Source organism: Leptospira kanakyensis (assembly GCF_004769235.1).
GTDB lineage: Bacteria > Spirochaetota > Leptospiria > Leptospirales > Leptospiraceae > Leptospira_A > Leptospira_A kanakyensis.
Map to the genome: position 1 here is coordinate 15,185 of NZ_RQFG01000012.1, position 26,255 is coordinate 41,439.

At 37.7% G+C, this 26,255-nt stretch carries 19 protein-coding genes; 12 read left to right on the top strand and 7 right to left on the bottom strand.

Annotation, left to right across the window (positions count from 1 at the left end; all coding sequences use genetic code 11):
• The first annotated feature begins 59 nt into the window (after positions 1 to 59).
• From EHQ16_RS09635 to EHQ16_RS09645, 3 genes are all read left to right on the top strand, one after another.
• Positions 60 to 1,862, top strand: a complete 1,803-nt coding sequence (locus tag EHQ16_RS09635; protein ID WP_135636071.1) for an ABC transporter ATP-binding protein — start codon at positions 60 to 62, stop codon at positions 1,860 to 1,862.
• 57 nt (positions 1,863 to 1,919) lie between these two features.
• A complete protein-coding gene (locus tag EHQ16_RS19655) occupies positions 1,920 to 3,044 on the top strand; it encodes a methyl-accepting chemotaxis protein (protein ID WP_135636069.1) in 1,125 nt (374 codons plus the stop codon).
• Positions 3,045 to 3,113: 69 nt separating this feature from the next.
• Complete coding sequence (locus tag EHQ16_RS09645) at positions 3,114 to 4,634, top strand: SDR family oxidoreductase (RefSeq protein WP_135636067.1); 1,521 nt, start codon at positions 3,114 to 3,116, stop codon at positions 4,632 to 4,634.
• Here the strand turns inward: EHQ16_RS09645 and EHQ16_RS09650 are convergent.
• The gene (locus EHQ16_RS09650) at positions 4,621 to 6,363 is read right to left on the bottom strand and encodes an alkyl sulfatase dimerization domain-containing protein (protein ID WP_135636065.1); all 1,743 of its coding nucleotides are present in this window, start codon (positions 6,361 to 6,363) and stop codon (positions 4,621 to 4,623) included. The genes EHQ16_RS09645 and EHQ16_RS09650 overlap by 14 nt on opposite strands.
• A gap of 349 nt (positions 6,364 to 6,712) precedes the next feature.
• Between EHQ16_RS09650 and EHQ16_RS09655 the strand changes: the two genes are divergently transcribed.
• Positions 6,713 to 7,822, top strand: a complete 1,110-nt coding sequence (locus tag EHQ16_RS09655; protein ID WP_135636063.1) for a hypothetical protein — start codon at positions 6,713 to 6,715, stop codon at positions 7,820 to 7,822.
• Positions 7,823 to 7,856: 34 nt separating this feature from the next.
• Here EHQ16_RS09655 and EHQ16_RS09660 read toward each other — a convergent pair whose 3' ends face one another.
• From EHQ16_RS09660 to EHQ16_RS09670, 3 genes are all read right to left on the bottom strand, one after another.
• Complete coding sequence (locus tag EHQ16_RS09660; RefSeq protein ID WP_244242025.1) at positions 7,857 to 8,918, bottom strand: MBL fold metallo-hydrolase; 1,062 nt, start codon at positions 8,916 to 8,918, stop codon at positions 7,857 to 7,859.
• Between the two features lie 10 nt (positions 8,919 to 8,928).
• Positions 8,929 to 9,732 carry an SUMF1/EgtB/PvdO family nonheme iron enzyme gene (locus EHQ16_RS09665; protein WP_244242026.1) on the bottom strand — a complete coding sequence of 268 codons (804 nt, stop codon included), beginning with the start codon at positions 9,730 to 9,732 and terminating at the stop codon, positions 8,929 to 8,931.
• Between the two features lie 139 nt (positions 9,733 to 9,871).
• Positions 9,872 to 11,533, bottom strand: a complete 1,662-nt coding sequence (locus EHQ16_RS09670; RefSeq protein WP_135636059.1) for a sulfatase-like hydrolase/transferase — start codon at positions 11,531 to 11,533, stop codon at positions 9,872 to 9,874.
• Between the two features lie 1,168 nt (positions 11,534 to 12,701).
• On the opposite strand from EHQ16_RS09670, the gene EHQ16_RS09675 reads away from it, so the two are divergent.
• The 4 genes from EHQ16_RS09675 to EHQ16_RS09690 all read left to right on the top strand — a co-directional run bounded on the left by EHQ16_RS09675 (position 12,702) and on the right by EHQ16_RS09690 (position 15,822).
• A complete protein-coding gene (locus tag EHQ16_RS09675) occupies positions 12,702 to 14,312 on the top strand; it encodes an ArnT family glycosyltransferase (RefSeq protein WP_135636057.1) in 1,611 nt (536 codons plus the stop codon).
• The gene (locus EHQ16_RS09680) at positions 14,309 to 14,623 is read left to right on the top strand and encodes a hypothetical protein (protein WP_135636055.1); all 315 of its coding nucleotides are present in this window, start codon (positions 14,309 to 14,311) and stop codon (positions 14,621 to 14,623) included. The genes EHQ16_RS09675 and EHQ16_RS09680 overlap by 4 nt, the downstream gene beginning before the upstream one ends.
• Positions 14,624 to 14,649: 26 nt before the next feature.
• Complete coding sequence (locus EHQ16_RS09685; RefSeq protein ID WP_135636053.1) at positions 14,650 to 15,408, top strand: polyprenol monophosphomannose synthase; 759 nt, start codon at positions 14,650 to 14,652, stop codon at positions 15,406 to 15,408.
• Between the two features lie 120 nt (positions 15,409 to 15,528).
• On the top strand, positions 15,529 to 15,822 hold the full coding sequence (locus tag EHQ16_RS09690; protein WP_135636051.1) for an STAS domain-containing protein: 294 nt from the start codon (positions 15,529 to 15,531) through the stop codon (positions 15,820 to 15,822).
• Here EHQ16_RS09690 and EHQ16_RS09695 read toward each other — a convergent pair.
• Positions 15,811 to 17,442, bottom strand: coding sequence for an alpha-amylase family glycosyl hydrolase (locus tag EHQ16_RS09695; protein ID WP_208742278.1), 1,632 nt, complete (start codon positions 17,440 to 17,442; stop codon positions 15,811 to 15,813). The genes EHQ16_RS09690 and EHQ16_RS09695 overlap by 12 nt on opposite strands.
• Before the next feature lie 81 nt (positions 17,443 to 17,523).
• Between EHQ16_RS09695 and speD the strand changes: the two genes are divergently transcribed.
• Positions 17,524 to 18,285 carry an adenosylmethionine decarboxylase gene (speD, locus tag EHQ16_RS09700; protein ID WP_135636049.1) on the top strand — a complete coding sequence of 254 codons (762 nt, stop codon included), beginning with the start codon at positions 17,524 to 17,526 and terminating at the stop codon, positions 18,283 to 18,285.
• Here the strand turns inward: speD and EHQ16_RS09705 are convergent.
• Together EHQ16_RS09705 and EHQ16_RS09710 are read right to left on the bottom strand one after the other, a co-directional pair.
• Complete coding sequence (locus EHQ16_RS09705; protein ID WP_135636047.1) at positions 18,241 to 18,855, bottom strand: hypothetical protein; 615 nt, start codon at positions 18,853 to 18,855, stop codon at positions 18,241 to 18,243. The two genes, speD and EHQ16_RS09705, sit on opposite strands and share 45 nt — an antisense overlap.
• Complete coding sequence (locus tag EHQ16_RS09710) at positions 18,842 to 20,371, bottom strand: methyl-accepting chemotaxis protein (protein WP_135636046.1); 1,530 nt, start codon at positions 20,369 to 20,371, stop codon at positions 18,842 to 18,844. The genes EHQ16_RS09705 and EHQ16_RS09710 overlap by 14 nt, the downstream gene beginning before the upstream one ends.
• Before the next feature lie 203 nt (positions 20,372 to 20,574).
• On the opposite strand from EHQ16_RS09710, the gene EHQ16_RS09715 reads away from it, so the two are divergent.
• Genes EHQ16_RS09715 through ileS form a run of 3 tightly spaced genes read left to right on the top strand, consistent with a single transcriptional unit; the run spans position 20,575 to position 26,197 of the window.
• Complete coding sequence (locus EHQ16_RS09715) at positions 20,575 to 22,746, top strand: hypothetical protein (protein ID WP_135636044.1); 2,172 nt, start codon at positions 20,575 to 20,577, stop codon at positions 22,744 to 22,746.
• 13 nt (positions 22,747 to 22,759) lie between these two features.
• Positions 22,760 to 23,389, top strand: a complete 630-nt coding sequence (locus tag EHQ16_RS09720; RefSeq protein ID WP_135636042.1) for a leucine-rich repeat domain-containing protein — start codon at positions 22,760 to 22,762, stop codon at positions 23,387 to 23,389.
• 60 nt (positions 23,390 to 23,449) lie between these two features.
• Complete coding sequence (gene ileS, locus EHQ16_RS09725; protein WP_135636040.1) at positions 23,450 to 26,197, top strand: isoleucine--tRNA ligase; 2,748 nt, start codon at positions 23,450 to 23,452, stop codon at positions 26,195 to 26,197.
• Positions 26,198 to 26,255 lie beyond the last annotated feature (58 nt).

The window sequence follows — 26,255 nt, forward strand, 5'->3', positions numbered from 1 at the left end:
AGATCAATTCAAAACAAAAAATTGTATCGAAAACAAATGGGAAAAACAATCTAACAGGTATGGCCAATACCTTTTTAAGGATTTTGAAAACTTCGCGAATTGCCTTTGATTTAGCTTACAAAAGTTCTCCACTTTTAACCTTACAAATTTCTATTTTAACCATAATCAATGGTTTATTTCCTTCAATACTTGTATGGATTGGAAAACTGATCATTGATTCCATTTTGATCGCGGAATCACATTCAAACAATTGGATAGATTTATTACAATCGGATGCGGTTCGATTAGTATACGCTGAAGGTTTCTTAACCATCCTCTTTTTTGGTTCACAAAAATTTTATAATATCTCTTATACATTACTTCGCATTCGTTTAGGGCAAGAAGTGAATGAACGGATTCTTTCTAAAGCCATTCGTTTAGAACTCACTCATTTTGAAGATTCAGAAACTTACGACAAAATGACACAGGCAAGGACAGAGGCTTCTTCCAAACCATTATCAATGGTTACGAGATTTTTTACGATTGTCCAATCCTCAGTTACCATAGTTAGTTTTTTTGGACTCCTGGTAAAACTATCCCCACTCGCTTCTTTTATATTAGTAATTGCGGCCATCCCTTCTTTCATTGCAGAAACAAAATTCTCAAACAATAGTTTTCGATTGTTCCGGTGGAAGGCAAAAGAAACAAGAGAACAAGTTTATTTAGAAACATTGATGGCAAGAGAAGATAATGCTAAAGAAATTTTATTATTTAACTTAGGGAAAGAATTCTTAAATCGATATAAAAACAACTTTCAAAGAATTTATAAAGAGGACAAAAAACTAACGGTCTACAAAGGAGTATTCAGTTTCCTTCTTGGACTACTAAGTCAATTTGCATTTTATGGATCCTATGTTTGGATTGTATGCCTTGCTTTGTTAAATAAAATTTCTTTGGGCGAAATGACAATGTATCTTGTGATTTTTAGACAAGGACAAAATACTTTTTCCAACGCACTCTCTGCCTTTGGCGGAATCTACGAAGATCACTTGTACATAGAAAACCTCAGAGAATTTTTGGATTTACCAATCCTCAAGCAGTATGGAACAGCAAAAGGAAATCACCAAAGACTAGGAATTGTTTTTGATTCAGTTTCTTTTTTATATCCTGGTTCCAAACAACCTTCTTTATCTAATGTTAGTTTTGAATTAAAACCAGAAGAAAAACTTGCTATCGTAGGAGAAAACGGATCCGGTAAAACAACTCTTATCAAACTTTTAACACGTTTGTATTCACCTACATCCGGTAAAATTTATTTAGATGGAATCAATTTAGAAGATTGGGATGAGGAAACTTTACGAAAAAGGTTCGGAGTCATTTTCCAAAACTTTGTTCAGTATCAATTCAAAGTGGGAGAAAATATTGGAATGGGTGATGTACAAAAAATTCAATCCGAAGCAGAATGGATTCCTGCCGCAAAATTAGGCATGGCGCACGAATTTGTAACAAATTTGGAAAACGGATACGAAACAAGACTCGGAAAATGGTTTAAAGATGGACGTGAACTCTCAGGAGGACAATGGCAAAAGGTCGCTCTTTCTCGTGCGTTTATGAGATCCTCTGCAGACATCTTAATTTTAGATGAACCTACTTCCGCCATTGATGCAGAAGCAGAAATGAAAGTCTTTGAACATTTCAGAGAACATACACAAGGAAAAACAGTAATCCTTATCTCTCATCGTTTTTCAACTGTACGAATGGCAGATCAAATTTTAGTTCTTGAACAAGGAAAAAAAACGGAATGGGGAAGCCATGAAGAACTTTTAATCAATAAAGGGAAATATGAAAAACTTTTTCGATTACAACAAGCTGGATATCAATAGCTGAATCAAGATATCCGATATTATATGTAGGTTTATTTCGAACAATAAGGATAAGATATGGAAGACAGTTATTCTAACCTAGGGATGCGAAAACTCAAAGATCTTATCGATTCATTTGGAGAAAGATCCAAAGAAATTGGTTCTGTTGCCGGATCCATCCAACAAGTTGCAAAACAAACCAACTTATTAGCACTCAATGCATCCATAGAAGCCGCGCGGGCAGGAGAACACGGACGTGGTTTTGAAATTGTCGCGAACGAAGTGACAAAATTATCTTTTCAAACATCTGAAGCCACAAAAAAAATCTCAGAAATTCTATCTCGTATTAATATCGAAAACACCTCAGCCAATGCTGATGTTTTTGAAATGGAAAAACAATCGATCATAGATTACGCAGAACTTTGGACAAATAATATTGCCAAAGAACTTGAATCTAAGTTTTATATCATGGCTACTTCTCTTTACGGTTTAAAGTTTTTAATACAAAGTTTAGTTCATGCTAATATTGGAATGAAACGTGAACACCTACTTCTTATTTTACAAGAATACTTAATTCAGAATGAACAACAACTGGCATATGCAATCTGCTGCGAACCAAATGTTATCGATTTAATGGACTCTGAATATACAAACAAAGAAGGTCATGATTCTAAAGGAAGATTTGTTCCTTATTGCCATAGACATACAGGAAGGATTTCCATCGAACCCTTACAAGGTTATGATATAGTCGGTGAAGATGAATGGTATACTCACCCCCGCGATTTGGGAGAGGATGTCATGATGGAACCTTACGACTATCCAATCGAAGGGAAAACAGTAAAAATGACAAGCCTAATGACTAATTTATTTTTACATTCTAAATTTGCAGGGATATTGGGAGCTGACTTTTCATTGGAACAATTACAATCAGAGTTATCTCCTAAAAAACTTTTTGGGATTGGTAAAACATCTCTCATCACTTTCAACGGGAATTTTGCTTCTCACCCAGATATCGAATTTTTAGGAACCCCCGCAACATTTCTCAGCGATGAAGCCAAACGAAAAATTCAAAGGGGAGAGAGTTTTACCTTTATCGACAATACAAATACAGCGAGGATTCTAAAACCTGTGCGCATTGGCCAAAGCAAAAGACCTTGGAGTATCCTTGTGGAATTCAATTTACTTTCTGCATTAAAAAAGTAGCCATTACCTAACCTTCCAAGTTGTCAGATAGATACTTGATTCGCTATCGCGAACCAAAACTCTGGCTTTATGGACATCGATTCCTTGTTACAGGATCTAAAAACACTTCTGGACTCGCCGAAGGAACTTGTAACGATCTCTGATGAAAAACGATTGGAACTCATGATCCTCTGTGGGAAAATTTCTCGCCCAGACAGAAATGAAGTCCGGAAGAGAAACCGCACGGTTCGCGTCGAAAAAAAACAAACTCTCAAAGTTCAGGAAAAACAAAAAACTGCCTTAACTGGAATTAGACGAGCAAGGGAAACGGCCGTATTCCAAGCCCCCCTACAAATTTCCAATACAGCTGGATGGTCCTGGGACAAAGCAGAAGAACTTTCGAATCCCAAACCATGTTATATCTGCAAAACTCCATTTACCAAACTCCATTTTTTTTATGATTCGATGTGTTCTAATTGTGCAGAACTCAATTATTCCAAAAGATTTCAAACTGCTGACCTAAGAGGGACAGTTGCGGTCATCACTGGATCCAGATTAAAAATCGGATACCAATCCACCTTACTTTTGTTACGTTCAGGTGCTCGTGTCATTGCCACAACAAGATTTCCCAATGATTCTGCCATTCGGTTTTCCAAAGAAACCGATTTCCATTTATGGAAAGACCGTTTGCAGATTTTTGGACTAGATTTACGACACACGCCCAGTGTCGAAATTTTTTGTAAATTTTTAGAAAATCATTTAGAACGTTTAGACATCCTCATCAATAATGCAGCACAAACGGTAAGACGACCTCCTGGTTTCTACGGTCACCTTCTAGACACAGAAAAACTAACTTTATCTGAGTTACCCCAAGAGGCACAAAAGTTACTTAGTTTTTACCAACATTGCAAACAAGAGTTAGATTCCTATAGATCAGATTCTGAGATGAAAGATACAGCCACAGCTCTTGCTGTGAGTTGGAACCACAAAACTCCGGGTGTAGGAATTCGTTCTTCTGCTGCCCTTTCTCAAATCCCCTATTCGCATGATAATTCTCACGAACTAGAAGCGGTATTCCCGGAAGGAGAACTGGATGCTGATTTACAACAAGTAGATCTTCGCAAAACGAATAGTTGGCGACTAAGGCTTGGCGAAATTAATACTTCAGAAATGTTAGAAGTGCAATTGGTGAATGCAGTGGCGCCGTTTGTGCTCTGCAATCGTCTCGTAGGCATTATGCGAAGGGACAATACTGGAAAAAAACATATCATCAACGTATCAGCTATGGAAGGAAAATTTCATAGGTTCAAAAAAGAAGACCGCCATCCGCATACAAATATGGCCAAAGCAGCCCTCAATATGATGACTCATACATCCGCTGAAGATTTTGCACAAGATGGAATCTTTATGAATGCGGTAGACACAGGTTGGGTAACAGATGAAGACCCGATCGAACTTGCAAAAAGAAAACAGGATCTTCATGATTTCCAACCACCTCTCGATATAGTTGATGGTGCCGCCAGGGTCGTTGATCCCCTGTTTGACGGTGTCAACACAGGGAAACATTGGATCGGGAAATTTCTAAAAGATTATTTTCCTATTGATTGGTAGGAACCTTTAAAGTAAGAATTTGTTCTTTTGGTGAAAACTTCTTTAGAAACTGAGTAAAAGATAACAAATTCCCTTTTTTAAATCGAAACTTAAGAAGTGTAGTTGCAGGTGATTTCAATCGGGTTAACATTTCTTTCCAATCTTGTGAATTTAATTCCACAATCAAATCCGCATCAGCGATCAAACTAGGAATGACCTCCGCTACCCCTTTCCTTAAATGAATGGTATACGTTTCTTTTGTATCGAGAAAAATAAATCCTACTTTTTCGTCTGTATCGAAACTCAGCTTCGGATCCAAATTGGCAACAAAACTACTTAAAATTACTTTTACTGGATAACGTCGTAACAATTCAGGGCTCGGTCTTACCTTAATTTTAGCGACAAACTGGTTACGTAACTCCAATGCTTCGGTAAGATAATAGTGTTTTGCATTGGCATTGGATTCTGACACTCCTAATTTTTCAAGGGCCTCAATTCGCAAAGGAATAACATCTGTCAATTTTGGATCATGACGCAGCAGGTAACCTGATAGTGTTAATACCGTCTGGTATTCTTTTATTTGGAGTTTACTTTTTGTATACTTGAGTAAGTTCTCACTTCCACCGGCTAAATCCACAATTAAGTCGGCATAAACCTTTCGATCTAAGGGATGTAATTCAGCTGCATCACCACTAAACCAACCTAAATTTCCGGCAAATGCGGAACGCACAGACCAAGATACTTTTCCATAAATTTCTTTTAGATAAGGAGATTTTTTTAAATGTTCTGGCAATTGAACCAATTGCACTAAGTCATCAGGATGGTAACCTGCATTGATACCACGCAACGACTGATCATGTACAAATTGTACGGCATCGCGATAATCAGTCACAATATCATAAATATATGATTTTCCCGAGATTGGTTTTCCATGACTGGGAACTAAATGTTCTGGTTTTAAATTTCGTATAATATCAAGTGATTCATACCAATGTTTTAAACTACGAAACCAAGTCCCTCGGATCGTATATAAATTGGGAAATGCTTTATAAATATTATCACCTACGAATAAGATATTCTTTTCTGGATGATAAATATAAATTTGATCATCCGTTTCACCTGGAGCATGGATGAGTCTCAGCCGTATTCCTGATACTTCAATGTTGAGACTGTCGCGAAAGGTTTTTGTAGGAGGAACAAAATCTAATTTTGTATCGGCATTGTAACCTTGGTAAGGCCCAATCCCCACATTGACCAAATCACTTTTTTCTAAATAATTACCAAACATACGAGCACTTCTCGTTCCAATGATGGGAGTGGTTTCACTGGCTAGTTTCTGAACCGTAGGGAGCAAACTTTCGTGTGCATAAACTTCCGGTGAAACATCGGTAACAAACGACCCAGAACCAAAAATATGATCTGGATGACTATGTGTGTAAATGATTGCTTTGATTGGCAAAGAAGAAATCTTTCTAAAATCTTCTAAAACTTGTTTGGATGCCTTCAACTCATCTAATGTATCAATGATGACAAGACCATCCTTCCCTACGAGTAAGATTGAATTCGCGATTCCATAACCGACCGCAGAATAAACTCCAGGAGCCACTTCATAAATTTTTTTTTCAAACTCGGCATTAAATTCTTCCAAATGGATATGTTCTGAATCATTTGCTGGGGTTTTTGATTTTGTAGTGTTACAATCATTGAATAAGATTAAAAAGAGAAATAGAACTAAGGTTTTTATTTTCATACAATTTTTATCAAACCAACCAAAGGTTAAAGAATAAACATAGTTTTGAGATCCAAAGAACAGAACCTTAACATTTAAACCCATTACATTGCGCGAATTGTATAATCAATCACCTATCATTCTCTTAATTATTGAATCATTGGCCCTTTCTATACAATTACTTACGAACTAACAGATAGAAGGTGAGACATTCAAAAGATTAGAAAAAATGATTTAAAAAAAGAAAGATTCCAATCCAGGATCTAACCAATAAATACAATATATTGGAAACATATCTGTAATAGCAGATTTCAATCTACCCAAATCGGGTCTTTAGTGAACAGTGTCCAAAACACTACCGAGAGACCCAATGAAACAAGTTCTATGGAGCCTAATCCTTACCTTATTCGTATATTCCCCTCTTTTGGCACAATCTACGACAAAAGAACCCACAAACCTATCCCAAACCAAGCCAGACGGTCTAAATTTGAAACCTGAGGACGAAGTAACAGAAAAGGAACGGTGGCGATTCCTTTTCTATGCTGGTGCCGGAAAGGCAGAAATCCAGACCAATCCGAATATCCCTTTTGCACACCGTGATCCCAATACGGGACTCATTACAAATCCGGGAATCGGGAAAAAAACTGGCCTTACCAATGCTGGCACGACAAATTTTCCCTCCGAAGGATCAGGAACAAACCAAGGTTCTGTTTTTACATTGGCTAACGATAAATGGTTGTTTGCTTATGGGTATACCTCCATCGACCTAAAGATGTCACCCGCAAACCAAGGGACAGTTCCCATTCGTTCCTTTGATTCTTCTTCTGATCATGTTGTCAGAAACTTGCGAGTTGATTATACACAAAAAATTTCAGATTTAGTTTCTGCAGTATTCTCTGTTCGACAATTTCTAAGGACTGGAAATTACGAATGGAACAATGTATTAGAAACAACGAATGTATCAAACCATTATGTTGCTTTTCCTAAAATTCAAGTAAATGATAGTATGAAAATTAATATCTATTCACTCGGATTTAAATTCAATTATTTCAAAAACTGGGAAATTGAACCTTACTTTCAATACCGTGATGCCAGGTTTTATGCCAATGTATTTTCTACAGTTGGAGTTATACAAAGGTCGGACAATTCACTTTTACCCTCAGATCCTGCTGCTATCGGAAACGCTTGGGCATACCAAGGTTTAGGAAGTGCTTATGCACTACCTTTATACAATGCCATTGATAAAGAATTTGGGAATGTTGGTTTACGCTTACAATACAATCCTTATAAGTTTTTATTCTTAAGGTCTGACGTGAGAAGAAACCCTGTCCTTGCTGCTTGGGAAGTAAGAGGGTCTGTCACAGTTTTTTTAAGTAAGTATTTTGGAATCACAGCTGGTGGGGTTTATGCAGAGGCAGAAATCAATCCACTGAGTCTACGTGGTTGGGAAATTGGTCCTACATTTACTTATTTGTTTTAATGTAGAACCAACTCACACCAAAGTTATCTAAAGATTACGGTAAAGGAATTTCAATTCTTTTACCATCATGTCCAATAATCAAATCTCCATGAAACACTTTCAGAATTGGATCTTTGTAAATAGCTTTCGTTTGGATATAACCTTTCACAAACGGAATCATATGAGTTAAAACTAATGTTTTTACCTTTGCTTCTTCAGTCAAAATTCCTAACTCTGTAGCATCAATATGATATAATTGAATGTCTTTCATAATTTTGGTAAATCGCGGATGATTGATTGATTCATAAGCCTTTTCAACTTTTGCAATCATTGACTTGTTCATCACTTCTGAAATTAGATAATCAACACCAAATGACTGTTTCTTCAAAAATTCAGAATTAGCAGTATCACCAGAAATCACAATGGACTTCCCTTTGTATTCCACTCGATAACCAACAGCCGGCTCCACAGGTTCATGATTGACAAAGAAACCATAAACCACTACCCCATCCTTCTCATAAATAATTTTCGAGGACCCGTCAGATTTAGGAGAAAATTCATTTGATTTTGCCCCTTTCCACTGCGATGGCATTACGGATTCACCATGGTGTTTGGTGCGGTAGTAGTATTCAGATTGATAACTCTTTAAAAAACCATTTACAAGATCTGTAACTCCTTTCGGCCCATATACGGTTAGAGGTTTTTGTCTTCCTAATAACCAACTGCGATCAATCACTTCCCCTAAGTCTGCAAAATGATCCGAATGAAAATGTGTAATAAACACAGCCCCTATTTCCGAGACTGGCAGGTGTAACTTTTCCATCGCCATAGCAACACCATCACCAGCATCAAATAACAAAAACTGACCATTTACAAATATGGCCGTGGAATTTTGAATGCTTTCCGAAGGCAGAGGAGAACCTGTTCCCGTAAGAACAATGGTAATTTTATCTTTTGCCAAAAGTTCTTTTGCCGCGTTTGCCTTTACTGTTGTGCTTTCATTGACTCGACTGAGGACGAAACGATCCCAAGAACAAGACAGTGTGAGTGAACCTAGTGAACAGATAGACAAGAATAGAATCTTGAAATAGTGAGACTTGAGTTGCATTAACTTCATAATTTTTCCTTTAGTTTTTTTTGAATGTATCGAAATGATTGCGTATGATGGTTCGAAACCCAATATGATTACTTGCCAATTGGTCTTCTTGAGGCTGTTTTGCAGCTGCCCTGTATCGTTTGCAATAGTTTGGCGAACAAAGATACGATCCACCTTTGATGGTATGGTATTTTGATTTATCTAAAGACTTGTCCACTGGCCATGAATCTGCAGTGTATTCCCAAACATTTCCTATCATATCATAAAGGCCAAATTTATTTTTCGCAAAACAACCAACAGGTGAAATTCCCATAAACCCATCTTTCCCTTCATCTAAGTAAGGAAACTCACCTTGCCATGTATTGGCCTCTTCCCGACTTCCATTCGCCGCTGCCCATTCCCACTCCACCTCTGTCGGTAAGGTACGTCCCTTCCATTTTGCATAAGAATTAGCATCCTGATAACTGACTGCGACTACAGGATATGATCCCTTCCCTTCAATCGAAGAATTTGGCCCATCGGGATGACGCCAATTGGTTCCAGGAACATAACGCCACCAATCGAGTACAGAGTGAGTCTCTTTATGAGTTTTTGGTTTTTGAAAGACAACGGCCCCCGGTCTATACAGTCCTGAATCAATCGCAGATACATTCGGAATCAATTGTGTCTCTGCTTCCGTTTGATAACCTGTCTCCCAAACAAATTTTGCAAATTCATCATTGGTAACTTCTGTTTCATCCATCCAGAATCCAGAAACAGTTGTGTTATAAATCGGCGATTCCTCAGGATACACATTGGATCCCTTTTCAAAGTTTCCCGAGGGAATCCATACCATTCCGAAAAGGTTTGAATTCTCATTTGATTTTGGATAATGACAAAATTTTTTGATTCCAAAATGATTTTGAATCAACGAACATTGCCAAAGTAAAAATGATAAAACAAAACTCGTCATTTTCATACTAGATGAGAAAATTTTAGTTCACCCAATAGGTGTATTCGTCATCTGCTTCTTGTTTTTGATCTAAGGTTTTATCAATAGAAACAGGAAATTCAATAAAAGATGGCCAAAGTGGTTTAGGCATTTGTTTATTATAATGTTCCAATAAACCTTCTAACTCCGCTAATCTTTCTGGAAAAAGAGAAACAATATTTTTCTTTTCCAAAGGATCACTATCTAAATGAAACAACCATTTCTTTTTCGGACGTTCTGTTCGAATCAATTTCCATCCATCGGCCTGGACAGTTTGGTAATATCCATCACTCCAAAAAAGTGGTCTTTGCTTCTGGATCATCTGACCTTTCAAATACGGCAGGAGGTTCACTCCATCAATCTCTCTATCTAATGCTAGTTTTACGCCAGCAGCACTGGCAACAGTTGGCAAAATATCAATGTTGGTAATGGGAGTTTTGTATTTTGTACCCGGTTTGATCTGGCCTGGCCACTTCGCCACATAGGGAACACGGATTCCACCTTGAAAGAGAGTCAACTTCCAACCGCGGTACGGTGAATTTACATCAGGTAGTCCAATATAATTTGGTGCTCCATTATCACTGGTAAAAATCACAATCGTGTTTTCATCCAACCCTTCTTGTTTTATTGATTCCAATACTTTCCCAACACTCCGATCAAGAGAACGAATCATACTCAAATACACTCGTTTCCGATGATCCTTAATATGGGAAAGAGCATCGTAATCTTCCTTACTTGCTTGTAAAGGGGTGTGTACGGCCCAGTGCGCTAAAAATAAAAAGAAAGGTCTATGTTTGTTTGTTTTGATTACCTTAACTGCTTCATCAGTAAAATAATCTGTCAAATAACGACTAGGTTCAAACCACTTACCTCCATTGTAACTCACACCAAAACGCATATTGGGCCATAAAAATCGATCAATAGGATCAAAATCTTGTTTTGAATTATAGACATTGGGATCATCCACCGGAAGATACAAACCACTCTCCATAAAAAGCGTCTCATCAAATCCTTGTTTGTTGGGGCGCATCTCCTCCGTACTTCCCAAATGCCATTTCCCAATGTGTATGGAATGGTAACCTCGTTCTTTCAAAACTTCTGCGATTGTAATTTCCGAACCTGGCATTCCTAATTCATTAAAACTTTTTGATTTTTCTGCCTTTTCTTTATCAATCACAACGGGATACAAACGTCCAGGATCAGCATACAAATCAGCTCCCACTCTTGCCAATGCCCCCGGTGTCGGCGTAAACTCCACTCCAAAACGAGAGGGATACCTTCCCGTCATTAGGGCGGCACGAGAAACCGTGCAGACGGCACTTCCCGAATATCCAGAATCAAAGCGAACCCCTTCCTTAGCGATTGAATCAATATTAGGAGTGGGAACACCCAAGTCCGCATAACCACCGCCATACGTAGTGACATCATTAAAACCCAAATCATCTGCCATAATCACAATGATATTTGGTGGCCGAGTTTTTATTGTTTCTTTTGAACTCTCAGGCCCAGCAAGCCAAGGCACTGGATGGTTCGGCTCTCGCGGATGGCGAATGTCAGTAATCCAACCAAGTGAATAACGAAGTAAAAGCAATCGATTGTAATAGAGGATGCCCAGAATGATTAAAAGAACAAAAAAGGCAGAGAGTAGAATTTTAAAAAGTTTCATCAGAAAACAAACTTCCCTTGAATGAAACTAATTTATATCGAACAAAAACGCCAAGATCTAAGTGAAAACGAGATTTTTATAAAAACGAAAAATTACAAAATCCATCCAATCCAATGAAAAATCGAACAATGGATTAAACAAAACTAATTGGAACACTCCCTTACTTATAGAAAGGGATTACAAGGGCGAGTCCCGAAATTAAAATCCAAAACCAAACATAATGACAATCTAGCTTCCACTTTTTCGATGTTTGTCGAGACCAGGCTACTCTGGGGTGCGCTCACGCTTCCGTCGTCTGAGGCGATCGCCTCCTCCGACCAAGCCCGCCGTATCCTTCTCGCAGGTTTAATCCCTAGGAGATCTCGGTAAACATACTACCTCACGAAAACACTTTCGATTGCAGTCCTGAAATGCCATCTTGTAATGTTCAGTTGAATTAGGAAACGCCGGTAGTGGAATCGGTATATGATAATTCCCGTCTTTATTATTGTTACATCTTGATAGACATTCTTTTCTTTCGTTGCAATCATATATACTTTGGTTTAAATTTAATTCATAGGATTTCCAATCGATGTATTTATCTTTGTTACTTTGAGAATTCAATCGGAATGAAAACAATAAAAGAAAAGTATACATCAATACAATAAATATTTGATTCGTTTGCCTCAGATTACAACCTGCACCTTTTAGAAAATTCTCAAACTGTTTCACAATATGATTTATAACCGGGCACTAAGTTTTCATAACATTTATCTCTACTAGACAGGCAATTCAAAATCAAAAGAACAAAACAAACAACCAAACTTAAGTTTACTTGTTTCACTAAAAAAAACCTGACAACAACATAACCTAATATCGCAACATGATACCCGTTTGGCGACTAATTAATTCTTGAAAATTTCCAATACAAATTCTGATTCCTGACCCAAAGGAATGAATCAGTCTAAAATTCTAACCAAAATATCAGTCATTCACGCACAAAAGAAAAAGATTCTCCCATCATCCCCACCCAAAGATCCTCCAGATCCAAAAGAACCAGTCTAAGTCCCAAAAATCCTATCTATTTTGAGAACCAATCCTCAATTTCTTTAAATTTCATTCGTTATTTAAAATTTAATTACGTTGACTGACCAGTCAATATCTTCGTTTATGGATAAAAGGGGGCGAAATGTTTTTTGTTATTCTTTTTATTTTTTCTACGATTTTTGCCATAACCCTTGGTGTTCCCGACCTTCCTTTCCCTCAGGGTGATGAAATCATGCACATTCGTTCCATTCGAGAAAGTCTGGAATTAGGAAGTTATACTTTGCCTGTTCTTTCAGGTTTACCCAATCCTTACAAACCTCCGCTACTCTTTTGGTTGGGCATGTTCTTCGATCGAATTTTTGGTGTGAGTTACTTGGCAGAAAGATTGGTTTCTTTTTTCTTTGGAATTGGGACTTTGACCCTCTTTTATAAACTCTATTTATCGATCAGCAAGTCTTTAAAAGAAACAAAACTTGCAACGTTTACTTTTGCCTTCTCCTTTCTCTCGCTTAAATTTTTTGGTTTACTGATGATGGAAGGGGCCATGGTATTTTTTACCCTTCTTTATATATTCTTATTCTACAAATCAAAAAATAAAAAGAGTTTAACGTACGTAATATGGGGAAGTTTTTTTGTTGGTTTCGGATATTTACTCAAAGGCCCAATCCTTCACATCTATATTGTACTATTTTTAATCAGTTATCTCTATATTAAGATGATTCATGTTAGGAATGGAAAATTTCAGATCTCCTTTGATCCAATCTGGAAAGAAAAAAACACACTCTTATCATTTGGCCTATCTTTCCTCATCCCTATCCTTTGGATTTCTTATTTGTATTTGTTTACCGATTCAGGAAAAGAGTTACTCCGATTCTTTTTTATCACGGAAAACATGGGGAAATTTTATGCAACCAACCAATCGGGTCTTAGGATTTGGGGAGGATGGTTACTTTACACCGTTCCTTTTACTATTCCTATCTTACATATCCTTTGGATTAGTTTAAAAAAACCTTCTAACCAAAGAAACCAGTTTCTCGTGATGACAATCCTTGTTTTTCTTTTGTTTGTGACTATTTTTCACTTATTACCAAATCGCAAAGATCCGTATTATGTAACTCCATTCATCAGCTTACTTTTTTTACTTCCTGCAATGAAAAAAATAAGTTGGGAATCATTAGTCCTGTCCCGTTTCAATAGTTTTTCGATTCCCATCATCTACTTTTTATTTGTGGCCATTGCCGTTGTATTACGGTTACCCGTTTTGTTTTCCATATCACTATTTGGAATCATCGTAACACTCAGTGTTATTTTCTTTTTCCGAAATGAAAAATTCAAGTTTTACGGAATTTTTATACCACAACTACTCCTTGTTCCTATAACTATGGTTTTCCTTCTACGGCCGATGTCAGATCCAGACATCACCAAACAAAACATTAATGCTGATGGAAAAGAAGTTTGTGTCATCGCTGAAAATCCTTGGACAGCCATGGACGTACAAAACAAACTCAAAACTTCGAAAGTAAGTTTCGCTTTACCACTGACATATAAAGAAACATGCCCCAATGCGGAGATTCTAATTAACTATAGTGAATCAACATCTTTCCCTGATCACTTTGAAAAGAAAACTTCTTGGTACCAATGGAAACAACATCTAATCCTCGATTCTTATCAAATCGCCGATGCCCTTCGAAAAGTTGATAAACGTTCCTTTCAGTCAGAAGTCAGTGTATGGAGTAAAGGAGAGAAACGATGAAAAAATATGGAATCCTTCTTTTCCTTTTAGTCCTCGTAACTCTGTTGGACTTCTCCAAAGACAACGCACCCAAATTTGGAATCAAAGCAAAATCAACAGAGTCTGGGGAATGTAAGTTACTTTGTGAAAAAGCAAGTCTCTGTTTAACAGAAGAACAAAAAAAATCACAAGATCCTAAGATGTATCAATTTGCTTGTGAGATTCTTTGCACCAAACAATACCAATTGTTTTCCGAATGTTCCAAGGCCATTGCTGATTCCTGTACTAGTGGCGAGTTATGTATTAAAAATCAAACAAAGGGGCTTTTTTAAAAACGAAAAAAGTTAAATGACCAGTCATGCAAAATAAAACAAGTATCATACTTCCAACATTTAATGAAGCCGGTAATATTAAAAACTGTGCTGAAACCATCTCACGGATTCTTGAAAAAGAATCGATCGACTTTGAGATCGTGATTGTAGATGACAACTCACCTGATGGAACCTATGAAGTTGCCAAAGTCCTTGCACAGTATGACAAAAGGATCAAACCCTTTGTCCGCACGACAGAAAGAGGACTTAGCTCGGCTGTTACCTATGGATACGGAAAAGCAGAAGGTGACAATTTAGTTGTTGTGGATGCCGATTTCCAACATGATTATACAAAAATTCCTGATGTCATTCGACTCCTAAACGAAAATGATATCGTCGTTGCTACACGTCGAAGTTCCGATGGTGGTTACGGAAATTTTCCTATCTTCAGAAAGTTAGCCAGTCAATTTGCAACCAAAATCTCTGAGTGGTTATTCCCTGTTCCTATCTCCGATCCGATGAGTGGATTTTTTGGAATCAGAAAATCGATTTACTTAGAAACCAAAGGAAAACTCCACCCAAGAGGTTATAAAATTCTTTTTGAAATTTTGGGTTCAGTTCGTACGGAAAAGATCGCCGAAGTTGGGTATACCTTTGGGCTTCGTACTTGGGGACAATCCAAATTGGATTCAGGTGTGATCTTCTATTTTATCTGGGATTTGATTTCGATCAAATGGAACCAGTGGAAGTTATCTCACTCCCTTCAATTTCGATCCAAAAGAAGAAATTCGCACATCCACCCATAATGAAACTTTAGGGTTTCCAAAGAAAAGATTCGGAATCTAAAAAAATTTCGAATCGTTTTTTATTCGAGAGACCCTAAGGTATTTTTTCCTTTTACCGTTCATTGTTTTGTGAGGGACAACATGGTCACAAAAACGATAGAGGAAAATTGTTATCGCATCGAATCCAATCAATTGGATGTTTACTCTGCGGCAAGCCTAGAAGAGGACATGACAAATATCTTCCAAAAGGGTGTCACCTCCCTCTACTTAGATTTTTCTAATGTAGAAGAAGTATCTTCTTCGGTACTAGGACTCCTACTATACAAAAAAATGATCTACCGAAAACAAGGAGTGAATTTGTATCTGATCAATGTAAACCCACAAGTTTTTAAAATCTTAAAAATTCTAAACTTAAACGGTCATTTACTTCCTTAATCCAAATTCAAAAACAGCTCCTGAGTGACCAACCAATTGGAGGTCTCCGCCCTTAACTTCAGCCCCACCAAACTGATACAACAACTTTGATCCTTTGGGAATGGACTCTTTTCCATTCTCTTCTCCAAAGTTTAAATACACGACCACAACCTTTTCCTTTAGTTTCCTCTCAAAACATAAAACATCAGAATGACTGCTCGATTTGGTTTCTAAGTTTCCTTCTTTGATGACCGAATTTCCTTTTCTCAAATGGAATAAGGAGCGGTAATGATTCCAAAGAGAATTTTCCTTTTTCTTTTGGCCGCTAACTGTATCAGAAATCTTAAATTTTCCAACAGGCAACCATGATTTTCCTGTTGTGAATCCTGCCTCATTACTATCATCCCATAACATTGGCAGACGACAATTATCTCTATTGATATAAATCCCGAGTAAATTAGATAAAAATAAAGGAACAAAACGATTCATTTTGGCAATGGGATCTTTTCCCAAAAAATTGGAAATCCGGCCCTCCTGCCTTCCAATTTCATCTCCATAATAAACAACAGGAATCCCACGAGCTAAAAACTGAAACGCGGAAAGAACTTTTGCTTTTCGAAGGTCGCCACCTAACCGATCAATATACCGTCTTTGGTCATGATTTCCTAAAACATAAGTGGGGGTAAATGGTGCAGGAAATTCTCTCTCATTTTTCTCCAATAGGTCTATAAAAAATTTTGATTTGTATTCAAAATGAATTAATTCAAATTGAAATACCAAATTTAAACCATCGGCCTTTTCACCTAAAAAGGATTTAAGAACGGAATCAGACCCACTCACCTCTCCAACCAAAAATGGTTTTTGTTTGTATTTGGAAATATGTTTACGAACTTCCTTTGCAAATTGGAATGATTCGGGTAAATTTAGATTGTATTGTTTTTTCTGAAAGAACGCCTCATCATGGTTATCTGGTGTAGGAAAAAATCTGAAACTAAAAGGATTGTCTTTAAAACTTTCATCTTTATAAATCGAATTAAAGATATCGAGACGAAACCCATCCACACCTTTTTTTAACCAAAAATCAAGAACACCAAACATCTCTTTTTTGACCTTTGGGTTACGATAATTCAAATCCGGTTGGAAAGATAAAAAATTACTATAATAGAACTCATCAGTGGATTTATCATAATTCCAACCAGGAGTTCCCACCATAGAAATCCAATTGTTTGGTTTTTTATTTTTTCCCTTCCTCCAAATATAAAAATCTCTTTTGGAACTTTCTTTAGAAGATTTAGATTCTAAAAACCATGGGTGTTTGTCTGAGGTATGATTCATCACCATATCCAGAACTACTTTCATCTTTCGTTTGTGGATTTCATTTATGAGGCGATCACAAGTTTCCATCGTACCAAACCGAGGGTCAATGGAGGTGTAATCGGAGATATCATATCCAAAGTCTTGCCCTGGACTCTGATAAAAGGGCGAAAACCAAATGGTTTCCACACCTAAATCCTGGATTTGATCCAATCGCCCGAGAATGCCCTGTAAATCGCCGATCCCGTCCCCATTCGAATCCTGAAAGGACCAAGGGTAAATTTGGTAAATTGAAGTTTGTTTCCACCATTCCATTTTGTTTTCCATGACTTTTCTAAAACTGCCTCGTTATTTCAGTTGCTTCTCACCGAAATGCCGAATTTCTGTTCTTTATACAAGCAGGTGACAATGGATAAAGAAAAAATCAAACTTTCCGGTTTCAATAATCTCACAAAAGTTTTGAGTTTTAACCTCTACGATTTTTGCATCACTCTCGATGATGATCAAAAGGGTAGATACGTAAGTTATATCCATGACAAATACAATGCTAGCAAAATTACAGAAATCTCTAAAGAGATTGTAAAACGCATTGATGCCAATATCCTTTCTGTTTCTGCACAAGATTACGATCCTGTAGGTGCATCTGCTATGGTTCTTATGAGTGATGTCAAAGGTGGTGGAAATCCAATCCCTTCTACACAAGTGAGTATGCACTTAGACAAATCACATATCACGGTTCACACCTATCCGGATGCCGCTGATCCAGACGGAATTTGTTCCTTTCGAGTCGATATCGATATCTCTACTTGCGGAGAGATCATTCCCCTAGACTCCATCAATTTTTTATTTGAAGCCTTTGAATGTGATGTCGTTTATATTGATTATGTTGTTCGTGGGTACACCCGTTTGGCGGATGGAAGAAAAATTTATAACGATCACCATTTTAATTCCATTCTGGATTTTGTAAAACCAGAACTCAAAAGAAATTATACATTCCTTTCAGACATCAATATGCCTCAAGACAATACTTGGCAAACAAAAATGATGATAAAAGAACTAGGGCCAGAAAATTACCTTTTGAATCCCGAAGATATTTCCCACCCAGATGTTCCGAACAAAATGAAACTACTTCGTGAAGAAATGAAAGAAGTTTACCACATGATCCATTAATCCTTGTGATTTAGTATTAGATTCTATTTCTTTCTGAATTTCCAACCATTCCTTCTCCCCCAATTTCGGTATCAAATACAAAACGTCGCGATTGGGTGGAATTAGAAAAAACTGAGTTCCGTGTTCGTCTCTCTTCTTTAGTGAAGGATGAACGGGCAAATAAGCACCTAACCTTTGATACAAACCAATTTCTTCGTCTGTCTCTGGACGAAGGGCTTGGATATTTAAACTTTTTCTATAATAGGATAAATAAGATCCTATATCTTCTTCTGATTCATTCGGATCGGTAACTAAAAAATAAAACGAAGTTTTTACCTCTGGAAATTTTTCTTTAAAACGACGGAGAGCCTCTAAGGCCAAGGGACATTTTTTGCCACATCCCACAAGACCAGGATAAATCCAAATCCAAGTATCCTTTGGTTCTTTCTCAAATTTTTCCGAACAAAATGTACAATCGACAAACCGGCTTTTTCCGCTAAAATGAACGATTACCAAACTTAAAGTAAGGAGTAAAAAACTTCCTAAAAACAAAAGTCCAAGATTCTGATAAAAGGTTTTATTTTTTGTCATGTCCGATCATAGCAGCCAAAGTTTCTACCGATTCCTTTAAGCCATGAAAGATCACATTTCCTTTTTCAATAAGAGAAATCATTTTAGAACTAGTTCCTAAATTTGTTTGTGTTTTGACATTCAAATCAATGATTGAATTCGATATCTCATCCATACTTGTGGATTGTTCCTTACTGGAAACTTGCATTTCTTGTGCAATTTGATCCAGGGTAGCAAGAGCATTTTCTTGTCTTTCAAAGGCAGAAAGAGTTCCCGTAATTTGTGCAGTGAGTTCCCCCATCCCTACTTCTGATGCCAGAATGGATTTCACAAAACTTTGAACCGTTTGATTGATTTGATTGGATTGTCTGAAACTGACTTGGATAGCGGATTTGATTTTTCCAGAGATAGAAGAAATGTTCTTTGTGGCTTCCGCTGTCGAGTCGGCGAGTTTAGAGATCTCAGAAGCAACCACGGCAAAACCTCTTCCCGCATCACCAGCACGAGCCGCTTCAATGGATGCATTTAACGAAAGTAAGTTGACTTTTTCGGCAATGTCAGAAATGAGTTCTAAAATTTCTTCCATCTTCTCAGAATCATCCACCGCCACTTCCATTGACTGATAAAGCCCAGTAAATTCGGTTTCTGTTTTTTTGACACTGTCCGCGGACTCTTGGATTTTAGTTCGCATCACGTCCAGTGAAGTCACAAATCCTTGGCTTAAAACAAATAAGTTATGATTTAATTCTTCAACGGCTTTTACTTCTTTAATTTGGCGATTGGATCCTTCCAAAATCAATTGGCTGGACGCGGCTGTTTCTTCCGTGGCAGCAGAAATGGCTTCAATAGATGAAGATTGGTTTTTAAAAGAAGTTTCAAACTCACGCACTTTCTCAGAAATCAGTTCAGAGTTTTCGACAAATATTTTGGTTCCAGAAGATGCCTTATCGATTGCCTCTGTCACTCCAGAAATTACTGTTTCTAAATTGGATTGTGTTTCGATTTGTTTTCGAAGTTCCATAACAGAACGATAAGAAAAATAAATCAGAATTCCTGTTTCAAAAACAACAAACAATGCATGAGTGAGAACAATATCTAGGCCAGTTCCATAACTATAAACCATCACCTTGGTTCCAAAAATCACTGTTCCAAATTCTTGAATATAATTACCAACTAAGTGGTGTATAGCGATTGTTAGAGCCGCCACAAATAGGACTCTCCAATCTTCATAAACAAACAAAATGGCAAGAGCACTGAATACATGAAAATGCATTTCGATCCGGCCAAATTGGGCCTGGATCAAGATGGCGCTGAACATCATGAGAGTTGCCCCATTCCATGCTCTTAAAAAAAAGGAACCCCTACCTAACCGGTAAAAAACAAAGGACACCAAGGAAAGAACAATGGCGGATAAAGTAACAACGAACGTTGCGCCATAGCCAAGTGAGAGAAAAAAAACAAGGGGAGTGTGAGCAAGGATCGCCCAGAGAAAAAATGTATCTACTTTTTTTTGGCGTTCCAGTAGAACCGCGGCCAATCTATTTTGCATATAACAAATAGACGAAAAAAAAAGAAAGATGTGTCATCGAAAGTCAGACCTAGATGATAAATAAGGAAATATTTTACTCTCAAATTTGACATGATTAACATACCTTTTCAAGAAAGGAAACCCTCGGGACAAAACTTTCTCTCTTGATTTACGGAAAATAGGTTTTGATACTGTTCGCAAGAAGGTATATTTTGGAACCATTCTCAGATCCCACAAATTCAGAAACACCACTCACTGGTGAAACGACAGAACCTTCGTTTTTCATTCCTTTGCCTAAAAACATCGCGAGTTACTCCATGACTTCGCAGGCAATTTTAGAAGAACTCCGAGTGCGTCATAGACGATTGGAAATGCACGGTAGTGCCGAAATCACTCCCTCCCTGTTACTCACAGTTGATTCCATTCCGGAGCTACTCTCTAAACAAGTCCAACTCACAGATTCACATAAATCGCAAGGAGCCATCGCCGAAGCATTCAAGGAACTTGCTGGCCTAACAGAACACAACAAAGAAGCCGTTGTGTATTTTTATCCCTTCCTTTTATCTGTAGATCAAAAACTGACCATGCGTGTGAGTATGATTGCTCCACAAAACAAAGAAAAAACTGATATTGTTCCTTTTCGCAGAGCTTGTTTCAAATACAGTATTGATTTGATTGACCAACTTTTGAAATCAAGGGCTGGCCGGGAATTTGTTCTAGAAGAAGAAAACCCGGGTGCTGGCCTTGTTCGTTCTGACCAAAAAGGTAATACTTATTTTTTTCCCACCAAACTCAGTTATGAAAGTGAACTAGAATCCATGATTCGTAAAACCATGGAAACTTTTGGTTACATTCCTATGAAAGACTTTGTGATGGATGTGATTTCCAGAGGGAAAGAAACAGCAAAACTTGTGGAAATCATCCCAGGATACCATCTCATTTTACCAAATGGATCACATAACCCTGAGTATGCGCGTCATCTCGCAGTCCAACTGGATGGATTAAAAATATTCTCCGTTCCTTATCTGAAAAAATATTGCAATGAAAACAAATACTCCGGTTTTTTAGACAAACTCCTGGACTTAGAATCAAAAATTCCGAGAACAACAGAAGCACTTCTAAAAACAGGCGTTAGTTTTGTTCCCGAGATCACAAACCTCCTTCAAGAATTTCCTTTTGATAAAATCACAACCGATGAAGGCAAACGAGTGGGTCACTCTACAAGAGAAAGCCTTATCATTTTGGATAAACTATCCAAACGTTTGAAAGAACAAAAAAAAGAAGATGCAGAAGAAGCCGTCACAACACTCATCAAATTTCTGGGAACAAAAATTGAAGACAATACGGCAAATACTCTCACCCTTACAAAATTAGATTTAAAATCGGAGATAAAATCTCTTGGACTCAAAAATGAATCAGAGGTAACAAAGGCAATCGCAAAAATTGTAACCTCTCTTTCTGAAACCTATGGTTGTTTGGAAATGAAAGAAGATAACTTTCATATTCTTTTTGCCTTAGACCAAAAAAAACTTTCTAAGGTAGAGGCAAATACCCTAACACTTGCAAAAACAGATTCTAATTATCGAAACGAACTTCCGATACTCGACCAAATCCGTGTGATTCTTAAAAATAGATCAGATGAAAATATAGACAAAGAAGAAATTCCAGAAAAAGAATTAGAAGATGAAACGGATAACAACCCAACCCGTTCCAATGAACCAAGAATTTCTTTTTCGGCGCTCCAAGAAAAATTTCATGTTCCCATTGGAGTTTTTAGTTTTTTGGCATTAGCATCTTTAACCACAGTGGTTTCGCTACTCATCGGTTCTTTGGAATACATAGTCAGTGGATTTATGGTTAGTTTCCTTGTGGGCCTTTCCCTTGGTTATCTCTATCGGAATGACAATAAACCAAAACAAGTTCAAGAAAAACAGATACCAACATCTCCCAAAGAAAATCGAACACTAGGTATCGCCAAGGTAGCAGAAGGATTCATTTATCCCAAAAAATTCAATAGCATCGCGGAGAAGGTTTATGATTTCAAAAGGTTACGAAATCATATCGAAGATTGTGTGGAAGATATCAAAGTCCAACTGCCACCTGCCGATGGGAAAAAGGATGTAAACAAAATTGTAGCAGAGATCGAACACGCCATCATACAAATCTCTGTAGTGATGAAAATTCCTGAAGCCATCCAATTAAAAAACAGACCTAAGGAACTGATCCTTTCCAAAGCAGACTTTCGCACCATTTTATTTAGAACACAACTCGCTGAGTATTATAGAAAGGAAGCAAGTATCTATAAATCAGATCGTGACCAAATGGATTACATCCAGTTTATCATTCGAGAATTAGAATTTGGCTATAATAAATATCTGAAATGATAAAATTGGTTTTATGAAGTCTTTTATTTACAAAACACTGACAGTCCTTTTTTTCACCTCCCTAGTTTTACAATGTAATAAAAAAGTAGTAAATGCGGAAGAATGGATTTTAGAACATAAAGAAGACCGTGTCCTCAATCTTTCCAACAAAGAATTTGGAGTTTTACCCGCATCCATTGGGAATTTAACAAAGGTAGAAGAACTCACTCTCCAATACGATTCATTACAAGTTCTCCCTAAAGAAATTGGAAATCTCAAACAATTAAAGATTTTAAATCTTTTTGGAAACCCCATCCAAACTTTACCAGAAGAAATCGGGAACTTAGAAAACTTGGAAGTTTTGTTACTAGGAAGGACAGAACTGAAGGAAATTCCCGCTGTCATCAGTCGTTTGAAAAATCTAAAAACCTTGGCCCTAGACGAAACCAAAGTGCAACTAACAGAAGCTGATGTGGAAGTGATTGCCGCACTTCCACATTTAGAAATTTTAGACCTCACTCTCATGCGAGAATACAAAACTCTCCCCAAAAACCTGGCAAAGTTAAACCACCTAAAACATCTAGTTTTGCAAAAAACCCTACTGGAAAAATCGGATGTGGTGAGACTTCGGGACGAACTCCCGAAAGTTCGAGTCAAACTCTAAGAACTTAAAGATATTTTTTCCGTTTTCTCTTTGGCCTAGACCCCAAACATTGGTCTTAATATGGCCAAACCAGAAACGGAAAATCCCTATTCTAAAACGGTTCTCCTACCGCAGACCAACTTTCCCATGAAAGCCGACCTGGCAAATCGTGAACCAGGTCAAATTAAGATTTGGAAAGAGAAAAAAGTCTTCCAAACCATGAAGGAGATTCGTAAATCCAAACCTTCGTTTGTATTACACGATGGGCCCCCTTACGCCAATGGAAATTTCCATGTAGGCCACTCTCTCAATAAAATTCTAAAAGATATCATTGTTAAATCCAAAACCCTTTCTGGTTTCCAAACCGATATGATTCCTGGTTGGGACTGTCATGGTCTCCCCATCGAAGTACAGGTGTTAAAGAATCTTGGAAAAGAAGCAAGGAACACAAGTCCGAGTGAACTCCGAAAAAAATGCCGTGAGTATGCAGCAGAATTTGTAGGGAAACAAGGCGAAGACTTAAACCGATTCTTATGTTTCTGGGAAGAAGATCATAAATACCTAACGATGGCTCCAGAATTTGAAGCAAGGATCGTAGAAGTATTTGGATCTCTATTTGCAAAAGGATATATCTACAAAGGAAAAAAACCTGTATATTGGTGTATTGATTTAGCAACGGCTCATGCAGAAGCAGAAATCGAATACCAAAATCATGTTTCCCCTTCCATCTATGTAAAGTTTGCCGTTAAGGGAGAAAAAGATACCTATTGCCTGATTTGGACCACGACTCCTTGGACACTCCCTGCAAACCTTGCGATTTGTTTTAACGAAGATTTGGACTACTCTATTTTTCAATCCGATACACACGGAAGGCTCATCCTTGCTGATGGACTCAAAGAAGCAGTGGAACAAAAAACAGGAATCACACTCACTAAGATCAAATCTTTAACGAGTGCAGAACTTGGAAAAATGACCTTCTTACATCCGTTTATCGATCGTGAATCCATTCCCCTTTTCGGAAACCATGTGACACTCGATGCGGGAACAGGTTGTGTCCACACAGCTCCCGGTCACGGAACAGACGACTACCGTGTGGGAACAGCAGCAGGCCTTCCTCCCCTTTCTCCAGTAGATGATTACGGCCGTTATACGGACGAATTCGAAATGATGAAGGGGATCAAAATTTGGGATGCCAATCCTAAAATTGTAGATCTTCTCCGAGAAAAAAATGCCCTAGTCCACTTCTCTGAATTCACTCACTCCTATCCTCATAGTTGGAGGAGTAAAAAACCTTTGATCTTTCGGGCAACACCACAATGGTTTTTTTCGATCGATCATGCGGGGCTCAGGGAAGATTCTCTTAAAGCCATCGACAAAGTCCAATGGATTCCGGATTGGGGGATCACACGCATCCGTTCCATGGTGGAATCTAGACCTGACTGGTGTTTGTCGAGACAAAGGAACTGGGGAGTTCCCATCCCATCGTTCACTTGTAAGTCTTGTGGGTTCACTCACCTTGATGATAAAACCATTGAACATTTCATCAAAATTGTCAAAAAAGAAGGGATCGAGGTTTGGTATGAAAGGGATGCAAAAGACCTTTTGCCCGAAGGAACCAAATGTTCCAAATGCGGTTCCGATGACCTAAAACAAGACAAAGATATTTTAGATGTTTGGTTTGATTCTGGAGTTTCCAGCTTTGCCGTGTTTGGTGATTCTTTGGACAAAGAACCAGCAGATTTATATTTGGAAGGATCTGACCAACATAGAGGTTGGTTTCAATCTTCTCTTTGGCCTTCTATGGCCATCAGAAAAAAACCTCCTTACAAATCTGTCCTCACCCATGGTTATGTGTTAGATGAAAAAGGGCATGCGATGTCCAAATCCCTTGGAAACGTAATCAATCCCACAACAGACATCATCAACCAATTCGGAGCCGATATCCTTAGGCTTTGGGTTTCCACCCAAGATTTCCGAGACGATGTCAAAATTGGAAAAGATTCCATCAAAACTGTAGCCGAAGCCTATCGTAAGATCAGAAACACGTTCCGTTATCTTTTAGGAAACACAAAGGCAGAAACACTCAAGTGGAATCTCAAAAAAGAAGATTTAGAGCCGATTGACAGGTATTATCTGCATAAATTAGCAAAACTAAATGAGGATGTCAAAAAACTTTACGAGAACTACCACTTCCACCAAGTTTATCATCGAGTTTTGGTTTTCTGCACAGTAGATTTATCACAAGATTACTTTGAAATCATCCGGGACAGAATGTACTGTGATGCCAAAGATTCTAAAACCAGAAAATCTTCTGAGTATGCGTTAGCAGTCATTTTGGAAACTTTAACCAAACTCCTCTCCCCCATCCTTTCTTTCACTACAGAAGAAGTATGGGCAGAATTTGGATTAAAAGATTCTGTATTTTATTCTGATTTTTCAGACTTATCTACCTTACTCGATTCCGACTTAGAATCCCAATTTGCACCTGTCTTTGAAACCAAGGAAGTGGTACAAAAAGCTTTAGAAGAAGCAAGGAAATTAGGAAAACTGGGGAAGTCACTCGAAGCTGAAGTACTAATCTCCGGAGAAACTTTGAAAGATACAAAGTTTACTAAAGACGACCTGAGCCTATTCTTTGTGGTATCAGAAGTATCCTTGGATCGCAATGAAATTAGCGAAGTTTTCTCCGAATGGAAAGGAGAAAAAGATTCCATCCAAATTCGTAAACCCCGCCACCACGAATGTCCGAGATGTTGGCGCCATGTTTCTGAATCAGAAGGCAAACTTTGTGTTCGTTGTGAAGGAGTTGTTTCCAAACTTTCGAAGTAAGGTTAAAGAATAAATCTTAAGTATAACTTAGAATATATGAGTTATACTTAAGGCCTAT